20 protein-coding genes are annotated in these 16,651 nt (G+C 46.2%); 9 read left to right on the top strand and 11 right to left on the bottom strand.

Going from position 1 to position 16,651, the window contains the following annotated elements:
- Positions 1-11: 11 nt before the first annotated feature.
- A complete protein-coding gene (locus J0L70_RS14820; RefSeq protein ID WP_017286732.1) occupies positions 12-377 on the top strand; it encodes a response regulator transcription factor in 366 nt (121 codons plus the stop codon).
- 196 nt (positions 378-573) lie between these two features.
- Here the strand turns inward: J0L70_RS14820 and J0L70_RS14815 are convergent, their stop codons facing one another.
- From J0L70_RS14815 to J0L70_RS14800, 4 genes are all read right to left on the bottom strand, one after another.
- On the bottom strand, positions 574-1,017 hold the full coding sequence (locus tag J0L70_RS14815) for an SH3 domain-containing protein (RefSeq protein WP_017286733.1): 444 nt from the start codon (positions 1,015-1,017) through the stop codon (positions 574-576).
- A 106-nt stretch (positions 1,018-1,123) separates the two neighbouring features.
- On the bottom strand, positions 1,124-1,906 hold the full coding sequence (locus tag J0L70_RS14810; protein ID WP_287455143.1) for a PEP-CTERM sorting domain-containing protein: 783 nt from the start codon (positions 1,904-1,906) through the stop codon (positions 1,124-1,126).
- A 253-nt stretch (positions 1,907-2,159) separates the two neighbouring features.
- Positions 2,160-3,428: an exonuclease subunit SbcD gene (sbcD, locus tag J0L70_RS14805; RefSeq protein ID WP_287455142.1), complete on the bottom strand. Its 1,269-nt coding sequence runs from the start codon at positions 3,426-3,428 to the stop codon at positions 2,160-2,162.
- Positions 3,429-3,433: 5 nt separating this feature from the next.
- Positions 3,434-4,234, bottom strand: a complete 801-nt coding sequence (locus J0L70_RS14800; protein WP_287455141.1) for an SDR family oxidoreductase — start codon at positions 4,232-4,234, stop codon at positions 3,434-3,436.
- A gap of 31 nt (positions 4,235-4,265) precedes the next feature.
- Here J0L70_RS14800 and J0L70_RS14795 point away from each other — a divergent pair, with 31 nt between their 5' ends.
- The 3 genes from J0L70_RS14795 (at position 4,266) to J0L70_RS14785 (ending at position 6,752) form a co-directional block, all read left to right on the top strand.
- Positions 4,266-4,520, top strand: a complete 255-nt coding sequence (locus J0L70_RS14795; protein ID WP_190651901.1) for a glutaredoxin family protein — start codon at positions 4,266-4,268, stop codon at positions 4,518-4,520.
- Positions 4,521-4,550: 30 nt separating this feature from the next.
- On the top strand, positions 4,551-6,056 hold the full coding sequence (locus J0L70_RS14790; protein WP_287455140.1) for a UDP-N-acetylmuramoyl-L-alanyl-D-glutamate--2,6-diaminopimelate ligase: 1,506 nt from the start codon (positions 4,551-4,553) through the stop codon (positions 6,054-6,056).
- Positions 6,057-6,311: 255 nt separating this feature from the next.
- Positions 6,312-6,752: a peptidylprolyl isomerase gene (locus tag J0L70_RS14785; protein ID WP_017286739.1), complete on the top strand. Its 441-nt coding sequence runs from the start codon at positions 6,312-6,314 to the stop codon at positions 6,750-6,752.
- On the opposite strand, the gene J0L70_RS14780 is transcribed toward J0L70_RS14785, so the two are convergent.
- From J0L70_RS14780 to J0L70_RS14770, 3 genes are all read right to left on the bottom strand, one after another.
- The gene (locus J0L70_RS14780; RefSeq protein WP_287455139.1) at positions 6,749-7,435 is read right to left on the bottom strand and encodes a M15 family metallopeptidase; all 687 of its coding nucleotides are present in this window, start codon (positions 7,433-7,435) and stop codon (positions 6,749-6,751) included. The genes J0L70_RS14785 and J0L70_RS14780 overlap by 4 nt on opposite strands.
- The gene (yidD, locus tag J0L70_RS14775; RefSeq protein ID WP_190651904.1) at positions 7,413-7,652 is read right to left on the bottom strand and encodes a membrane protein insertion efficiency factor YidD; all 240 of its coding nucleotides are present in this window, start codon (positions 7,650-7,652) and stop codon (positions 7,413-7,415) included. The genes J0L70_RS14780 and yidD overlap by 23 nt, the downstream gene beginning before the upstream one ends.
- Positions 7,653-7,891: 239 nt before the next feature.
- The gene (locus J0L70_RS14770) at positions 7,892-9,031 is read right to left on the bottom strand and encodes a coiled-coil domain-containing protein (RefSeq protein ID WP_287455138.1); all 1,140 of its coding nucleotides are present in this window, start codon (positions 9,029-9,031) and stop codon (positions 7,892-7,894) included.
- 390 nt (positions 9,032-9,421) lie between these two features.
- Between J0L70_RS14770 and hisC the strand changes: the two genes are divergently transcribed.
- Positions 9,422-10,468, top strand: coding sequence for a histidinol-phosphate transaminase (gene hisC, locus J0L70_RS14765; protein WP_287455137.1), 1,047 nt, complete (start codon positions 9,422-9,424; stop codon positions 10,466-10,468).
- A 20-nt stretch (positions 10,469-10,488) separates the two neighbouring features.
- Here the strand turns inward: hisC and J0L70_RS14760 are convergent, their stop codons facing one another.
- Both J0L70_RS14760 and J0L70_RS14755 read right to left on the bottom strand, forming a co-directional pair.
- On the bottom strand, positions 10,489-10,713 hold the full coding sequence (locus J0L70_RS14760) for a hypothetical protein (protein ID WP_190651911.1): 225 nt from the start codon (positions 10,711-10,713) through the stop codon (positions 10,489-10,491).
- 78 nt (positions 10,714-10,791) lie between these two features.
- The gene (locus tag J0L70_RS14755; protein ID WP_287455136.1) at positions 10,792-12,387 is read right to left on the bottom strand and encodes an Hsp70 family protein; all 1,596 of its coding nucleotides are present in this window, start codon (positions 12,385-12,387) and stop codon (positions 10,792-10,794) included.
- A 182-nt stretch (positions 12,388-12,569) separates the two neighbouring features.
- Here J0L70_RS14755 and J0L70_RS14750 point away from each other — a divergent pair, with 182 nt between their 5' ends.
- The 4 genes from J0L70_RS14750 to J0L70_RS14735 all read left to right on the top strand — a co-directional run bounded on the left by J0L70_RS14750 (position 12,570) and on the right by J0L70_RS14735 (position 14,663).
- A complete protein-coding gene (locus J0L70_RS14750; RefSeq protein WP_017286745.1) occupies positions 12,570-12,788 on the top strand; it encodes a hypothetical protein in 219 nt (72 codons plus the stop codon).
- A 332-nt stretch (positions 12,789-13,120) separates the two neighbouring features.
- Positions 13,121-13,606 (top strand): allophycocyanin subunit alpha, encoded by a 486-nt coding sequence (gene apcA / locus J0L70_RS14745; protein ID WP_017286746.1) that lies wholly within the window; start codon positions 13,121-13,123, stop codon positions 13,604-13,606.
- Between the two features lie 61 nt (positions 13,607-13,667).
- Positions 13,668-14,153, top strand: coding sequence for an allophycocyanin subunit beta (gene apcB / locus J0L70_RS14740; protein WP_017286747.1), 486 nt, complete (start codon positions 13,668-13,670; stop codon positions 14,151-14,153).
- 306 nt (positions 14,154-14,459) lie between these two features.
- The gene (locus J0L70_RS14735; RefSeq protein WP_026148458.1) at positions 14,460-14,663 is read left to right on the top strand and encodes a phycobilisome linker polypeptide; all 204 of its coding nucleotides are present in this window, start codon (positions 14,460-14,462) and stop codon (positions 14,661-14,663) included.
- A gap of 114 nt (positions 14,664-14,777) precedes the next feature.
- Here J0L70_RS14735 and J0L70_RS14730 read toward each other — a convergent pair whose 3' ends face one another.
- Positions 14,778-15,689 carry a TIGR04168 family protein gene (locus tag J0L70_RS14730; protein ID WP_017286749.1) on the bottom strand — a complete coding sequence of 304 codons (912 nt, stop codon included), beginning with the start codon at positions 15,687-15,689 and terminating at the stop codon, positions 14,778-14,780.
- Positions 15,690-15,770: 81 nt separating this feature from the next.
- Positions 15,771-16,649, bottom strand: a complete 879-nt coding sequence (locus tag J0L70_RS14725; protein ID WP_017286750.1) for a hypothetical protein — start codon at positions 16,647-16,649, stop codon at positions 15,771-15,773.
- Positions 16,650-16,651: the final 2 nt, after the last annotated feature.

The following is a 16,651-nucleotide window of genomic DNA, read 5'->3' as shown; positions in this document are numbered from 1 at the left end:
AGGATAAGATCATGAAAATTTTGATTGTTGACGATGAGCCTCATATCCGTTTGTTACTAGAGCAGACCTTAGAGGAGCTTGAGGATCAAGATGTTGAGCTTTTGACTGCGACGAATGGAAAAGAAGCGATCGAGGTGATCCAATCGGAACGTCCACAACTTGTGTTTTTGGATGTGATGATGCCCTTTATGAACGGGTTTGAAGTGTGTCAGACGGTCAAGCAGGAGATTGAAGATATCTATATCATTCTACTGACTGCCAAAGGTCAGGAATTTGACAAGCAAAAAGGAGCCGAAGTGGGAGCAAATCTCTATTTGACGAAACCTTTTGATCCTGATGAAGTCATGGCAAAGGCTGTTGAAGTCTTGGGTTTGTAGAGCAATTCTGTTTGAAGTGTAAATGCTAAAAAGAGTGGGAAGTTTTGATCTCTTAGGAAGAACTCCCCACTCTTTTTAGCATTGCTATATCTCAATGAAGAGTTTCCACGATTCAAGTCCGCTCAACACGTGATCGATCGCTAAGTTTTTTCACGGTTTGAGCGAGGTCGAAACTCAAGCAGGATATGTTCCGAACTTAGTTACTCACTTTCTCGACATTTCCAGCGCGCACCCATCCTTCTGTATTGTTAGCCAAACGGATTTTTTGCCAGCTTCCATCTGCGCTGGTTTCAATCACTGTCACTTGCTGATTAAAATCAACCCCACCGATAGAAACAGCGTCCAGCGAAGGTGCATCGCGGATCACTAGCCCGATCGATTGCGTTACCTTTGCCGGGAAAGCTCCATCTGGAAGCGGTTTTGCAGGAGTTTCGGCTTTTGCCGCTGCTGGTTTTGCCGTTGCCGCAGGCTTTGCTGCTGGTGGCTTCGTGGTGGGTGTATCGTTCGGAAACATCGGTTTTGAGGGCGGCACAGACAGCCGTGCAATCATCACCCGTGCTGCAACTAGCCCGCCAGCCGCCAAAATTGCGATCGCAAGCAGCACACCAAGGAAGAATTTCAGAACTGTAGACCAGCGCATAACGATCGACTCTAGGATATCGACCAGATTTTAACACCAGATTTTCCAAACTGACGCAGTTCTCGCTGATTTGCGAGATGACAGGCAAATCAGCGGAAAATTAGGTCTAAGCAGTTTGACTCGACTTACGACGGCGAGCAAAGGTCATTGCTCCAGCGACCAAGCCCAATCCTGCAAGCGCTGCGGGTTCTGGTACAGATTTAGGTGGAGTATCAGGTTTTTCTTTCACCTGCACTGCCCATTCTTCAAATCCACCTTCTGCACCTGAAAACTTCGAGTACAGATATACATACTGATTGGGACCGGAAAATAGGCTGTCAGGGATGTAAGTCAAGAGATCAGCTCTGCCACTTCCTGCGTTGGTATCCCGGAGTTTGACGGTGTTGTCCTCGTTGCCATCTAAATCAAAGATTTTCACGGCATTGCCACCGAAGGTTGGATAATTCACCAAGTTGCCTGCGTTGCCCAAGAAAATTTGCAATTTCTCTAGGTCAATTAGGGGTTCGTCTTTGGCATTTTTCTCGTTGATGTCCAAGACAAACTGGCGATATTTCACGCCTCCAATCGTAAAAATTGGAACATCGCTGAGTTTGAGCGATCGCGTAAAGTTGCCGCTCATCTCATTGAACTGCAAAGAACCGTCTGTGTTGTAGCCTTCTTCAACAGTGCTGTTGCCAGGAGATTGTAACCGCACGAAAGAGTTCAAAACGCCTGTCCCGGCTGGATCATTTGGATCAATCTCTTGAAAGAATGCTCCGTTTAATGTTCCATTTTGCAAGCCTGAATTTGCGAGATTTAAGGTTGCTGCGGTTGCGTGAGAATTTCCAAAAGCGCCCATGAATGCGGTACAAGCGATCGCAAACATGCTGCTTTTATTAATTTTTTTCATGATTCTCTAGTCTGAATCTAGGTGAATACTGGTATGTTTTAGACCTGCTGAACGCAGTCTAATTGCATAGATTTCGTCGTTTCTATGGGGCTTTCATGACTAAATCTTAGCGAACTGTCGAGAAATCACCTTGATCTCTAAAGCAATTAACTAAGTTTTTATTAAAATTGCCCGAATCGTGAAGCTAATACGTAAGTAGTAGTACTGTATATTCTCAACTCCACAAATCAGTGTTTTTACTAGTATTGCTCGTCTACAGTAACCGCAACTGCGTCTCTTCAACGCCTGCTTCTGTTTCGATGTAAAACTCTTCTTGAGCGAGCAAAGCTTTTGCTGCTTCTAGAATCGGTTCTGCTAAAAGCTTCAGGTCTTCTCGATTGGCTAAATAGGCATGCAATGCATCTAAAGGCGCGATCGCGCTACCAACGCCCAATTCTGGTAAGCGCGATCGCGACATTTGACTGATTAAGCCTGCCTGAATGGTGTATGTATGCGCAACTTCTAACGTTTCATGCAAAATTGCATCATCGATCAAATCAATCTGCTCTGGGCGAACTTGATAAATGACGCGCACGACTGCATCTTCGATGCCTCTTTTTGCGATCGCTTTGAGTAAATCGGCTTGAGGCGTGTCGGATTCGGTTAAATCTACTTCAATGGTGCAGAACGATCGCACTGGCAAAGGACAAAACTCGATCGCTGTAGAGCCACGTTCTAGATCGACTAAAACAAAGCCTTTCTCTTCGTGTTCTTCACTAAAATCAACGCGTTCAATACTGCCTGGATACACGACGAACGGATCTTCTGACAAAATTTGATGTCGATGCACATGTCCCAATGCCACATAATCGAACGCGTCGCGAGTTAGAAACTCCAATGGAATTGTGAATCCTTTTCCAACCGCAAGAAACCGCTCTGCGCCATAGTGAGCAGCATCGACCATTAAATGTGCGAGGAGAACCGTTGGGATTTCTGGATCAAGCTTGCGAATTTCGCCTTCCATTGCAACTCTTAATCGATCGAGTAATAAATGCCCGACATCCGACATGGATAATCCTTCGGTTTCGGGTCGCGTTAATAACGTTGATCGCGTTAACCACGGCAAGGTAATGATCTGCACGTCTCCGCTGCGGGTTTGCAGGCGATGCGTTTCTAAGCGATCGCCCACAATCACATTCGGAACGCACAAGGTTCGGTAGATGCACAAACTTGCGCCTCCAACCCCTTGAGAATGCTGGTCATGATTGCCAACGAGCAGAACGGCTGGAATATCTGCATCCACTAAGCGACGAAATTGACGGGCAAAGGCTTGCTGAATGTAAGGTGGCGGAGTGGCATCTGGGAAGGCATCGCCACCAAATAACACTAGGTCAACTGATTCAGAAATCGCACGATCGATACAGCGCGCCAAGGTAGCGACAAAATCCTCCAGTCGAGTATTCAGACCCGTTTCAGGGTTAATCTTGCCGTGAGCAAACCCGCTTCCAAGATGAATGTCCGACAGGTGGAGAATTTTGACCATACCGATCAGTGAAAGTTACTGCGAATAATTGTACTAAAGATATGGCTGGGCAGGAGCTTTCTTAAGATGACCGCAGTCCATGCGCCCGGATCAGCCGGATATCGCAGCCTTCGAGACGGATCGGTTGCAGCTTTGTAAATCGTTTTGGCAACGACTTCGGGTGCAGGTGCTTTTTCTCCAGCTTGGTTCATCTTCGGAATGATCTTGTTGACGTACTCGTCGTAAACCTTGAGATCTGAAGTCGCAATCTCAGGAGAGCGATCGTAGAAGTCCGTTTTAATCGGGCCAGGTTCGATCAGTTTGACTCGAATATTGAATTGCTCTAATTCATACTGCAATCCTTCTGAAAAGCCTTCGACTGCCCATTTTGTCGAGTTATAGAGCGAGTAAGTTGGAAAAGACATTTTTCCACCGATCGAGGCAACGTTGATAATCACGCCCGATCGGGACTCCCGAAAATGCGGCAATAAGGCGCGTGTTACTTCCATTAATCCGAATACATTCGTGTCAAACTGCCGTTGGATCTGAGCCGGGGAGCAATTCTCGAATGCGCCCATGAGACCATAGCCTGCATTGTTAACGAGAACATCAATTTTGCCGAATTCAAGAGATTTTGCGATCGCCTCGCGAATCGAGTCTAAATTTGTCACATCCAGCGGCAAAACATGTATCTTATCGGATGAGAAATTTGCCTTTTCTGGATTTCGCATGGTTGCGATCACGTTCCAGCCTTTTTCGGCAAACAAAATCGCAGTCGATCGACCAATTCCCGTCGATGCACCCGTAATGAGAACTGTTTTAGACATAAGATTTCAGTGAGTTGCGACGAGAATACAAATGAAACTAATTCTGTACAGTAAGCCAGGATGCCATCTCTGTGAAGGATTGCAAGAAAAACTTGAGCAGATTCACTCGCTCGCTTTTGATCTTGAGGTTCGAGATATCACCACTCGTGAGGATTGGTTTGCGGCTTATCAGTACGAAATTCCGGTTTTGTATCTCGACGATCGCGCTCTGCCCCGTCCTTCGCCAAGGTCGTCGATCGCACAATTGGAATCTATGTTACAGAATTACATGTCAGCAAACGATTAGAAACTGAAAAACTCAGGCAAGGAGAGAGCGATGCAACTCAGAGAACTTTTGGGAGAACTTTTGGCAATGTTGGGAGAACTCCCGAATCATCCTGCGTTAGAGGCTGAAGTGAAGGGACTCACGACGAATTCCTTAGCGGTTCAGCCTGGAGATGTGTTTATCGGAATGCCGGGAACGCGGGTGGATGGGGGTGATTTTTGGCAAAGTGCGATCGCGGCTGGAGCGATCGCAGCCGTTGTTTCACCTCAAGCTGCTGAAAAAGCGAAAAGCGATCCTGCCTTTCAATCTGAGAATCCGCCTTTGGTGATTCCGTCTAGCGATATGGCTCAAACTTGCGCCCAACTGGCAACGACGTTCTATCACTCTCCTGCCCAAAAGCTCAAAATGATCGGAGTCACTGGCACCAATGGCAAAACGACGACGACGCATTTAATCGAATATTTGCTAGAGCGATCGGGCAAATCTCCAGCTTTATTAGGAACGCTGTACACGCGTTGGAAAGGCTTTCAACAAACGGCACTGCATACCACTCCCTTTCCAGTTGAATTACAACATCAATTGAAAAGCGCGATCGATGCAGGTTGTGACTTTGCCGTGATGGAAGTGAGTTCTCATGCGTTGGCGCAGGGGAGAACTTTGGGTTGTGAATTCGAGGTGGCAGTCTTTACAAATTTGACGCAAGATCACCTCGATTTTCATCGCGATATGGATGACTACTTTGCGGCAAAGGCATTGTTATTTGATTCGAGCTATTTGAAAGGAAAAGCGATCGTCAATCTGGATGATGCTTATGGTAAGAAATTGGTGGAAAAGCTAGATCCAAAATCAGTTTGGACATATAGCACTCAAGAGAAAGCCGACCTTTGCACCAGCAATTTGCAATATGAGTCCGATGGTGTGAGTGGAACCTTGCATACGCCAATGGGAGATGCAGCCTTTAAATCGCCTTTAGTTGGACAATTTAACCTGGCAAATTTACTCGCCGCAGTTGGAGCCGCATTGCATTCTGGATTGGGATTAAGTGCGATCGTCGAAGCCCTGCCTGGCTTTTCGGGTGTTCCAGGACGCATGGAGCAAGTACAGATTAAGCCAGATCAAGACATTAGTGTGATTGTGGATTATGCCCATACGCCTGATAGTTTGGAAAACATGCTGAAAGCGTCTCGTCCGTTTATTTCGGGGCAGATGATTTGTGTGTTTGGCTGTGGAGGAGATCGCGATCGTACTAAACGTCCGAAGATGGGAAATATCGCTGCAACTTTGGCAGATCAAGTCATCGTAACTTCTGATAATCCGCGAACTGAAGATCCAGAGCAGATTTTGAAGGATGTCGTGGCAGGCATTCCAGATACAGTCAATCCGACAGTAATTGCAGATCGCGCAGTTGCCATCAAAACCGCAATCATGCAGGCAAAACCGGGAGATGGAGTTTTGATTGCAGGCAAGGGGCATGAAGATTATCAAATTTTAGGAACGGAGAAGATTCATTTTGACGATCGAGAACAGGCGCGGGCGGCGTTAAGCGATCGGTATTAATTTGAGTGATAGCTGTAGGGAGTGGGGAGTGGGGGAATGAGAAATTGCCTGACTCTCCTACTCGTTTACCACAATCAATCTGATAGAGGGATTAGAAAAACCGGACTCAGAGTGCTCTCTAGTTCCCCACTCTGCAAAATTCATGCGGTTGACTACTCCCTACTCCCCACTCCCCACCATTTTCCCCTCCCACCCATGCCTCGATCCTCAATCTCCCTGATAGGATGGAAAAGCCGAAAACGAAGGGCTTAGATTATGACTCGCGCAATCATGGAAACCGACAAGGGCACAATCAATCTCGAATTGTTTGACAAGGATGCCCCAAACACCGTCAAGAATTTTGTCGATTTAGCAAACAAAGGCTTTTACGATGGGCTTGCATTCCATCGCGTCATTCCCAACTTTATGATCCAAGGTGGATGTCCGAACTCGCGTGAAGGCGCACCTGGAATGCCAGGAACCGGAGGCCCTGGATACAAAATCAACTGCGAAATCAATCCGAACAAGCACGAAGCAGGCAGCTTATCGATGGCTCATGCTGGACGCAACACGGGCGGCAGCCAATTCTTCATCTGCCATTCTGCACAGCCTCACCTCGATGGCGTGCATACCGTCTTTGGTAAAACCGAAGATATGGATGTTGTGAATGCAATTCGGGGTAACGATCGCATTCTTTCCGTCAAAATCGAAGGCTAAACTCTGCCGTATTTCGCGATCGCATGGGCTGATGAATCTGCTTGATTTGTCAGCCATGCCCAAATCTGATCTCCATAAGAAAAGTGCCACCATTCGTTCCAGTGCTGCTTAAATCCGGCAGCGGTCATTGCGTTTAATAGAATTTTGCGATGCTGACCGTATTCTGAATCTGGTGGAAAATGATTTGGAAACGATCGCTCTGAAATCTCATCAATTTCTGATCCCATATCGATAACATTGCCATTTTGACCAATTAAGGTAATATCGATCGCGGCTCCCGTACTATGAGGCGGAGGGGTCGCAGAATTGAGATTTGGCATTGCCCAAAATTGATAAACTTGTTGCTGAAATTCTTCTCTCTGCGTTTCTGAAAGTGTTTCTAATTGCAATCCATTTGCATTGACTAATTCTGTGAGTGTGTAATCGACCATGAATTGCTGAACTGCAACGGGACGATAGGCATCAAAGATTTGGATTTTCCAGCCGGGTCGAATTTTCTGCAATTCTGCATCGGCTTGAATTAAGCGATCGAGAATTCCTGCTCTGACAAAAAATGGCGACTTCTCTCCATAAGGTGCGCCTAATTTTGCATAAGGATGTGGGGTGACTCGATCGAACTGCTCTGAAATTTCGACCAGAGGTTCATGGCATTCGGCGATCTCAACTTTCTGATAAGGTTTCATCTTTTTTCGGTGGAACAGGATCATAACCGCCCGGATTGAGCGGATGACAGCGACAAATTCGACGCACCGAGAGCCAACTGCCCTTGAGTACGCCATGTGTTTCTAAAGCCTCGATCGCATATTGTGAACAGGTTGGGTAAAACCGACAAGTCGGCGGAAACAACGGTGAAATTGCGATACGATAGCCTCTTACCAATCCGATCAGCAGAAGTTTCATGAATTTCGTAATCACTCACGATCGCTTTTCTTCATTCTAAGTTGCCTGATCGCTTTAACGGCAAGACTGACGATCGCACTCAATCTAATGCTGAACTGAAGAGGTAACAATTACATCAGCGCGTTTGTATAGTACGGTGTTCATCAATAACACGCCAGTATTCTCCTGCTCCAGAAAGTGTTTCTTTAGCCACTCTTAAATTATCTCAATAGAACTTTTGGAGTACTGATTTTTCGCTTTTAGTGACGATCTGGATGCTCACGCCAATATTCAATGTAACTAAGCAAGTCGTCATCAATCAGATAATCTGTTTCAGTATCAAAGCTAATCAGTTCAGTTAATTGGCTAACTTGATTACGCCAATGCGAAATTTCGGTTTCTAATTGGTCTATTCTCCAACAGTCACAATTGTTGGTCGGTGAAGTTTGAAGACTTAGATTTTCTTGTCTGGTTTGCCACGTCCTTTGTTGCTGAATTACTCTGAATTCCTGCTGCTGACTCTGAGTGTCTTTCTCTAGGAGTTCATTTCTGAGACGTTCAAGATCGTCTCTCAAACCTGCGTTTATTTCTATGTATTCTTGATTTGAGCTTTTAAAGGTAGATATAGCAGAATCACTTTCAAGCTTCATTCTTTTCAAGTGCTCATTCTGCTGTACTAATTGAGAGTTTTGTTGTTTACACTGCTCTAACTGATCTTGAAGAGTGCTTTCAGATCGTGTCAATTCTTCAACTCTCTTTTTCAGCATTTCTACTGTTTCTGCTATCCTCTGAAGCGCATCTATTTTATTTGACAAGAAATCAATATGCTCTGATTGCGTTTTAGTGTGTAACCACAGTTCATTCTTCTCTTGCAGCAATATGCTGATTCTTTGTTCAGCAGCATGATTCTTATCATGGAGAGCGAATAGATCTTCTGAAAGCTTTCTAGAATCTCCATCGTAGGAGTTGATGATCTCAATTCTTTGTAAAAGAGCAAGCCGATCGCTCACTAGCAGATCAACCGTTTGAATTGTTTCCTGCCATATGGAAAATTCGATGCTAAGAAAATCTGGGGAGCCACCCAATTCTTGAAGAAGAGCTTCGCGGCTTCTTTCCAACTCTTGAACTTTGTCTTTGAGGAATCCATTATCGAGACGGGAGCGAAGTAGCTCTAACTCTGATTTCTCCAGAAAATCACTAAGTTCATCAAATGTTTTAGCAATAGATCGACGAAAACTGGTAATTTTATCCGGTTCGAGACGATCGCTGATGAAAAAAAGCATCTTGAGCCTGAAATTAGTAATTTTAGTTCTAATCACAGCAGTTATGTTTGAAAACAGTGAAAAAATAGGACGAACACAGAAGGCAATAGCAGCGAGTACAGGAGTAATCAAAGGCATCTAATGTAGCCCTCCGCAAGACTAATAGATTTACAGGCTTTTGCCCTTAGCTTTCCCTATAAATCACTCATTCTGTTGATAGAACTTTCAGTTTAAGAAGGCGAAGGAGAGTTGAAGAGTTATATGTCCAACAAAAAGTCTGCGGCGAAAATGATAGCCTCCGCAGCTCAATCCAAGGTGCAAAAAAGAACCCTGCAAATGCAACCTTAGTTACCGGAATCATTACTGCTTTAGTCAATCTCTCTGGTGCTCCTCTTCCGATTGATTCTGCCATTGCAACTGCGATCTCGCTTTACATTCTGCATATTGGCATTGATATCTTTTGCGAATGGTCTTCTCCAGCGATCTGAGCAAGCGCTAAGCTGATAACTGTCGCGCAAATCATTCTTCATGCATTCTTACTTTCGCCCCAGTGTTGATGCGATGGCGGGATACGTTCCCGGTGAGCAACCAAAACCTGGAACGCCCATCATTAAACTCAATACCAATGAGAATCCTTATCTCCCGTCTCCACATGCGATCGCAGTTCTGAAAAATCTCGATCCCGAATGGCTTCGCCGCTACCCTGATCCTTATGCAAATGATTTCAGACAAGCGACAAGCGAAGCATTGAACATTCCCAAAGATTGGATCATGGTAGGAAATGGCAGCGATGACATGTTGAATGTCGTCGTGAGAGCCTGTGCAGAGCCGGGGCGTAAAGTCGTTTATCCGATGCCGACTTATGTGCTGTATCGGACTTTGACGGAGATTCAAGATGCTGATCGCTTAGAAATTCCTTATGGTGAAAACAATCAGCTACCGCTAGATGCACTGATTGAGGCTCAAGGTGCAGTAACTTTTATTGCGTCTCCAAATAGTCCTTCGGGGCATGTAGTTCCAATGTCCGATCTGCGTCAACTTGCCGCAAACTTGAACGGCGTACTTGTGATTGATGAGGCATATGTCGATTTTGCTGAAGAGACAGTTTTGCCTTTAGTAGAACAGTTTCAGAATGTGATCATTTTGAGAACGCTTTCAAAAGGCTACAGTTTAGCAGGATTGCGGCTTGGATTTGCGATCGCGCAACCTCACCTCATTCGAGGCTTATTCAAAGTTCGTGATAGCTATAGTGTCGATGCGATCGCAACTTTAGTTGGTGCTGCCGCAATGCGTGACCAGGACTATAAAAATGAATGTGCGGAAAAAGTGAAGAGATCGCGAGAAAAATTAGCGATCGAACTTAGACAGTTAGGCTTTGAGGTCTGGACTTCTCAAACAAATTTCCTCCTCACTCAACCTCCAGGCAATGCTGCAAAAATCTATGAGGCGCTTAAGCAGCAAAACATCCTAGTACGCTACTTCAACCAACCAAACCTTGATGACAAACTTCGGATCAGCGTTGGTACAGATGAACAGAATCGAATTCTTATCACCACTCTTTCATCTCAACTCTAGTCGGTCATAGATTAGCGTTCTCATTTATCATCCCCGAAGATAACAGCCATCACGTCAGCCGCTGTTCCTCGTTCTGCTGTGCCATTCCTGACAGCTTCCAGTGTCTTTTCTGCATTTTGAGCAATTTTCTGCCTCCGCTTCATCACCCGCCGTTTCTGAATCAAATCAAATAACTCATTCTGTTCATCCTCAGAGAGTGCTTCGACGTATTCAATAACCGTTTGAAAAGGAATCGCTTGAGTCATAGGGCATGTATTCACGAGTACTTCTCAAGTATATTCAGCCAAATTCTGGTCAGAATAACAAACTATTCAGCAGAGTAGCTAACTCAACTGGACAACTGCTTGATCTTCAACCAATGTTCGAGCCGTCAGTAAATCTTCCACCGTAATCCGCAAAAAACGATCGCGATCGACCATGAACTGTACCTTAATGCGGTCGCTTCCCGGACTTCCCGGCGGATCAAGTTCAGCAATGCTCCGTGATCCATCTTTATCATTCAATGCTTGTACTTGCGTTTGCGAGCTTGAAACATTGCGAGTGACTAAGCGATCGCCATCAAAGTAAACCTCGGTCTGAACTGTTTCGGCTCCTAACTCACCTACAATCAGTTCAATACTTGGCTGGCTCTCTAACGACGCTCCTAGCACCAATTCCACAGGATTTTCCATCGGGTAAGGCTGTCCTGCTTTAATCAAAGGATGCCAATTATGGCGATTCTGCCGCCGATCCCAATAGCGAATTCCATAGCCGTGATAGAGAAAATCTTTTAGCTCAATGCCTTGGCTCAGTTGCAATGCCCCTTGAGCGATCGCTTCAAACGGCTTTTCACACCGAATCAAACGCTCATCAAAATATTGCTTCACCCAGTTCTGCACTGCTGGAATTTGAACCGTTCCACCGACCAGTAAAACCGCATCAATATCACTCACAGCTAACCCTTGTCTGCGGGCTTGTTGCAAGACTTGTTCCATCGATTCATCGAGCTTCGTAAAGAAACCGCGATCGCTCAAAATCTGCTCAAACTGCGATCGCGTTAAAGACAAGTCATAGCTTTCAAAACGCTCATCATCAAAGAAAACTTCCTGCGCTTCAGTGAAGAGCGAAAGCTGAATTTTTAGTCGTTCTACTAATCTCGAAATTAATGGCGTTGCTGTGAATCCTTGTGTATTCACAAAATGATCGACAAGCCAATTATCTAGATCCGATCCGCCTAAATTTTGTCCAGCTTTTGCAATCACTCTCGCCGTCTTTGCTTGTTGTCCTGACTGTTCCTTAAATGATTTCTGCCCCCATTTCAAAATAAATCCTGTTGGCTTTGCCGATTGATTCACATTCGTTTGAACAATCGATAAATCCAACGTTCCACCGCCAAAATCAACCACGAGTAAAGTTTGTCGATCAACAAATCCATATCCCAATGCTGCCGCTGTTGGCTCATCAATCATCCGCACCTGATTAATATCCAAAGACTCACAAATCTGCCCGAGCCAAAGCCGATACGCCTCAAAACTATCAACTGGCACGGTGAAAACAATCGATTCTGCAATCTCTGGATCGGTCGTTTTCAACTGATTGATAATTTGGGTGAGATACCACTCGCCCACCTGCTCAAATCGAATCACCTGACCATCCAATTCGGGCAGAAATCCTTGCACCTCTGTTCCGATCCCGCGCTTGAAGTTGCGGAAAAATCGTGAATCCTGACTGATATCTAAACCGCGATCGCGTACCTCCTGCCCGATCGTAACTTTGCCCTGTGCTGCATTTTCGGCATACAACAAACTGGGGATCAGCGATGGATTCTGGGCGAGACGTTGAGAAATTCCTGGAATGGCTAAAGTTTCTGGCTGCTGAGTCACAGCATTCCAGCGCGTAATGACGGTGTTACTGGTTCCGAAATCGATCGCGTAGGGCATTGGAGATGAAGGTGAAACGAACAGATTCTTCTGACCTCACCAAATCACAACTCCTGCCTTTAGAGCAAGACTCCAAAAGTCAGAACTTCACTATGTATATCGGTGGACTTATGGCAAGCATAAATAATATTTTGTAACATAGAGGCACTTTGAACCTGTTGCACTCTCTCGGAACCCACATTATGTTTCGCAAACCTTCTGGTGAATCCGTCGCGTTTTTGGCGCGACTGCGCTCTAGTATCTGGATTCTCGGCATTTCATCCTGGCTCTTTGGCATCGCAGACCGATCGATCGCTGCTTTAATGGACGGCTACCTCTCAGCACTCGACATCGCACAACTGTTCACAGCCTCGTTCTTCTTCGTGAGTTGGCTCTTTCTCAAACCGACAAAACTCTTTTAGCTGGAATCAAATCTGGCAACTGAACCAGGGTTGCCAGCGATCGCACCTCGCTACAGAATGGGCTAGCAATCGAGCGCGCGATTTTTAGCGGTAGAAATTATACAAACTTGTGGCACGTTTTTAATCGGAATTTCAGAACTTGCCGCGAACCTGAGTAAAGATATTACAAAATGTTGCAGAGCGCCCAGGAAGGTTAACGCAATGCCGCACAATAATTTTCGGAAGGTGGCGAAGTCAAAGGCGGTGGCTCAACCCAATCGCGTGACTCCAAAACCACTTGGGGAACTCCCTTTTAAACAAATTCGGTTACATTTCTTTGGAGGAATCCATCAATGAGTATTGTCACGAAATCAATCGTGAATGCTGACGCTGAGGCACGTTACCTCAGCCCCGGCGAATTGGATCGGATCAAAGGCTTCGTCACCACTGGTGAAAAGCGTCTACGCATTGCTGAAACCTTGACGGGTGCTCGTGAGCGCATCGTGAAGCAAGCAGGCGACCAATTGTTCCAAAAGCGTCCTGACGTTGTTTCTCCTGGTGGAAACGCATACGGCGAAGAAATGACCGCAACCTGCTTGCGTGACTTGGATTACTACCTGCGCCTCGTAACCTACGGAATCGTAGCAGGCGACGTAACCCCGATCGAAGAAATCGGAGTCGTTGGTGTCAAAGAAATGTACAACTCTTTGGGAACCCCGATCCCCGCAGTTGCAGAAGGCGTTCGTGCTATGAAGAGCGTTGCAACCTCCTTGCTCTCGGCTGATGATGCAGCAGAAGCAGGTGCTTACTTCGACTACCTCGTCGGTGCAATGCAGTAATTGCTCGCCACGATCGATTCTTTTTTAATTTAAGACCACGCGACTTACGGAACTTGAAATCATGCAAGACGCAATTACCTCGGTAATCAACACTTCTGACGTTCAGGGTAAATACCTGGATAGCTCTGCGCTCGACAAACTCAAAGGCTACTTCGCAACTGGCGAACTGCGCGTTCGTGCAGCAACCACCATCTCTGCTAACGCAGCAGCGATCGTGAAAGAAGCAGTTGCTAAGTCCTTGTTGTACTCGGATGTAACCCGTCCCGGTGGCAACATGTACACGACTCGTCGTTATGCTGCTTGCATCCGCGACCTCGACTACTACCTCCGCTACTCCACCTACGCAATGTTGGCTGGAGATCCTTCGATCCTCGATGAGCGCGTTCTCAACGGATTGAAAGAAACCTACAACAGCTTGGGCGTGCCTGTTACTTCGACTGTACAAGCAATCCAAGCAATGAAAGAAGTCACCGCTAGCTTGGTTGGTGCAGACGCTGGTAAAGAAATGGGCGTTTACTTCGACTACATCTGCTCTGGCTTGAGCTAAGACTAAGTTACAGAACGAAATGCTGATCGCTTTTGTTCTTTAGCTTCTAAGTTTGGAAGTCTGGAGTGACGGTTAGGTTGTTGAGGCTCGTTTTGGCTTTTACGATTTAATCTTGACTCTTGGCTTCCAACCTTTTAAAAACAGCATTGTTCTGTGATGCGATTTCGTTTACGATTTGTTAAGGCGCTATCATCAATAGCTGAGTCTAAGCGATCGCACTATTTTTGAGATCTTTCTAAACGCGACTTCCCTTCATTCGTAGGGGCACTTCTTCCTACTTTTTTATCCCTTAGGAGAGACCGACTCATGAGAATGTTCAAGATTACGGCTTGCGTCCCCAGCCAGACCCGCATCCGGACTCAGCGAGAATTGCAAAATACGTTCTTCACGAAGCTTGTTCCTTACGAAAACTGGTTTAAAGAACAGCAACGCATCCAGAAGATGGGCGGCAAGATTGTCAAGGTTGAATTGGCAACTGGCAGACCTGGGATGAATACAGGTTTGGCTTAAGGCTGATGCCGTTTCTTAACGTTTGCTAACTCTGAGCACTCGTAGGAGGTTTTTTGAACCTCCTTTTTTATTGCTAAATGCTACCTGTGCTTTCCTCGGTTTAGATGCAAGTTGCTAGGCGATCGCTTCTGCTTCCTGGATTTGATAGAGAACAGTCTTGGATGCAGTTTTAAAGTTGGCATCGAGCCAAAGGAGTTCGGCTTGGGTGACGATGCCATCTTCGAGGGTGACGATTGAGAAATTCCGCAGTTTTTGTCCGTCTTGTTTGATGATTCTGGGCACGCTGGCAGCATTTAAGTAAACCGTTCCAGCAGTATCAACGTGAATGGCGCGACGGAGTTCGGTTTGAGTGTGACGCAACGTGTGATGCATATGCCCAAACGTCACGAACGGAATCTTTTTTCCGAGTTGACGAGCTTGCGCGATCGCGTCTGCAAAATCTGGATCACCGTGATCACCCCCGATCGGTTGCCAATCTTTGCCGCAGGGATCTTCAGGTCGATCTCCTAGTCCTTTGGGTCCATTGTGTCCGATGAAGAGAATCGTATCACTCGCGGTTTGTTCCACGGCATTCATGATTAGATTCACCGATTCATCAAAGCTCTCGACTCCGAAGCGTTCATGATGAAATTGCTCATATTTCCACTTCGAGCCACCCCAGCTAAACGGACGGCTCCCCACGACGCTGAGATTGAAGTTGGGAAAATCAAGCTTCCCATACCCGACATGAGCTTCACCGAGCAAATCTAACTGTTGCTGAACGCGATCTTCTTTGCGGTGATCGTAGGGGCTTTTTTGACGACCCCAATCGGTTGCACTATACCAAGCGTCGTGATTGCCCATGATCGCTGCTTTTGGTATTTGCACCTGAGAAATTAAGCGGACGATTTCAACCGATTCATTGCCAAAATCTCCGACAAACAGAGCTAAATCTACTCCTAAAGCTTTCAGCGCTGCTTCGTCTTCAGCCTCCCATCGATCGTGAACATCTCCGATCGCGGCTAATTTAATGGTTTGCTTTACCACTACGCGCCTCCCCTTGGTTTCCTTCTTTCTAGGATAGGCGGGGTGGGGAATTTTGGCATAGCTCGATTGATTGAGGATGGTTTATGTCCAGGTTGATTTCCAGGCATGTTGGGCTTCGAGAACGGCGTGTTCCCGCTGTTTTTTCTGATACTCACGCGCGATCGCCTGAAATTGTTTCTTGAGATCTCGGATCTTGTTTCGCAAGTTCATCAGCGGAATGTCATTGAATTCTAATTCGTTTAGCTTGAGATTGACGGCAACGACATGGATGAGTGCATTCAGTGCTGCTGCCGCTGCTGCGGGAGTTCCATCTGTACCAGATTTTTCACTCGCACTGACGAGCACATTGAGTAGGTTAGGAGAATTGGGATCGTTGCCTTCGGATTTGGATGCAGCATCAATTACCGCTTGGGGAATGCGCTTTTGCAGAATTTCAGCGTCTTGGAGATATTGATTGGCGCGATTCGAGGCAGTTTTTAGGGTCTTGTGAATGGAGCGATCGAGTTGTTCTTGCCAAATGGTCAATGCTTCGATCGGGGTCAAAGGGGTTTTAGGTTCGAGTTCCTCTTGATATTCGTCGTCCTCGTCATCGAGATCTTCGTCCGAGAGCAGGGCTGCGAGTTCGTCGGGGAGTTCGACTGGCTCGGGTTGGGTGTGCTCGATCGGTTGAAGCAGTTCTTGTAAATCGGTTGCAGTTTGATCGGCGAGCGCTTTGAGGTCGTCTTGGAGTTGTTGACGCTGACTGAGGGGGAGGGCTAAAAAGCGTTTGGGATAATTTTCGGTACAGATTTTGTAGCACGACAGAATGAGTTGCTGCCGTACGGTTTGACCGAGTTGCTGAAGATAGCTGCGATAGGTTTCGGTGAAGGTGTCGCCCATTGTCTCAATTTTCTGATCTAGGGCGGTAAGACGTTGAGCAATTTCTTGAATCGATCCAGCCATGTCTAATCTGTTATCCATGT

The sequence above is a fragment of the Leptolyngbya sp. UWPOB_LEPTO1 genome, from assembly GCF_017302695.1.
Taxonomy (GTDB): domain Bacteria; phylum Cyanobacteriota; class Cyanobacteriia; order Leptolyngbyales; family Leptolyngbyaceae; genus Leptolyngbya; species Leptolyngbya boryana.
The sequence above is the reverse complement of the archived record's forward strand: the minus strand, read 5'-3'. Positions and strand labels throughout refer to the sequence as shown.

Coding starts and splice junctions, on each gene's coding strand:
- J0L70_RS14820 (WP_017286732.1), top strand. CDS start 12: ATGAAAATTTTGATTGTTGACGATGAGCCTCATATCCGTTTGTTACTA.
- J0L70_RS14800 (WP_287455141.1), bottom strand. CDS start 4,234: ATGTCTAAAACAGTTCTCATTACGGGTGCATCGACGGGAATTGGTCGA.
- J0L70_RS14770 (WP_287455138.1), bottom strand. CDS start 9,031: ATGCCTTTGATTACTCCTGTACTCGCTGCTATTGCCTTCTGTGTTCGT.
- J0L70_RS14785 (WP_017286739.1), top strand. CDS start 6,312: ATGACTCGCGCAATCATGGAAACCGACAAGGGCACAATCAATCTCGAA.
- J0L70_RS14810 (WP_287455143.1), bottom strand. CDS start 1,906: ATGAAAAAAATTAATAAAAGCAGCATGTTTGCGATCGCTTGTACCGCA.
- J0L70_RS14795 (WP_190651901.1), top strand. CDS start 4,266: ATGAAACTAATTCTGTACAGTAAGCCAGGATGCCATCTCTGTGAAGGA.
- J0L70_RS14735 (WP_026148458.1), top strand. CDS start 14,460: ATGAGAATGTTCAAGATTACGGCTTGCGTCCCCAGCCAGACCCGCATC.
- J0L70_RS14815 (WP_017286733.1), bottom strand. CDS start 1,017: ATGCGCTGGTCTACAGTTCTGAAATTCTTCCTTGGTGTGCTGCTTGCG.
- sbcD (WP_287455142.1), bottom strand. CDS start 3,428: ATGGTCAAAATTCTCCACCTGTCGGACATTCATCTTGGAAGCGGGTTT.
- apcB (WP_017286747.1), top strand. CDS start 13,668: ATGCAAGACGCAATTACCTCGGTAATCAACACTTCTGACGTTCAGGGT.
- J0L70_RS14780 (WP_287455139.1), bottom strand. CDS start 7,435: ATGAAACCTTATCAGAAAGTTGAGATCGCCGAATGCCATGAACCTCTG.
- J0L70_RS14760 (WP_190651911.1), bottom strand. CDS start 10,713: ATGACTCAAGCGATTCCTTTTCAAACGGTTATTGAATACGTCGAAGCA.
- hisC (WP_287455137.1), top strand. CDS start 9,422: ATGCATTCTTACTTTCGCCCCAGTGTTGATGCGATGGCGGGATACGTT.
- J0L70_RS14790 (WP_287455140.1), top strand. CDS start 4,551: ATGCAACTCAGAGAACTTTTGGGAGAACTTTTGGCAATGTTGGGAGAA.
- yidD (WP_190651904.1), bottom strand. CDS start 7,652: ATGAAACTTCTGCTGATCGGATTGGTAAGAGGCTATCGTATCGCAATT.
- J0L70_RS14725 (WP_017286750.1), bottom strand. CDS start 16,649: ATGGATAACAGATTAGACATGGCTGGATCGATTCAAGAAATTGCTCAA.
- apcA (WP_017286746.1), top strand. CDS start 13,121: ATGAGTATTGTCACGAAATCAATCGTGAATGCTGACGCTGAGGCACGT.
- J0L70_RS14755 (WP_287455136.1), bottom strand. CDS start 12,387: ATGCCCTACGCGATCGATTTCGGAACCAGTAACACCGTCATTACGCGC.
- J0L70_RS14750 (WP_017286745.1), top strand. CDS start 12,570: ATGTTTCGCAAACCTTCTGGTGAATCCGTCGCGTTTTTGGCGCGACTG.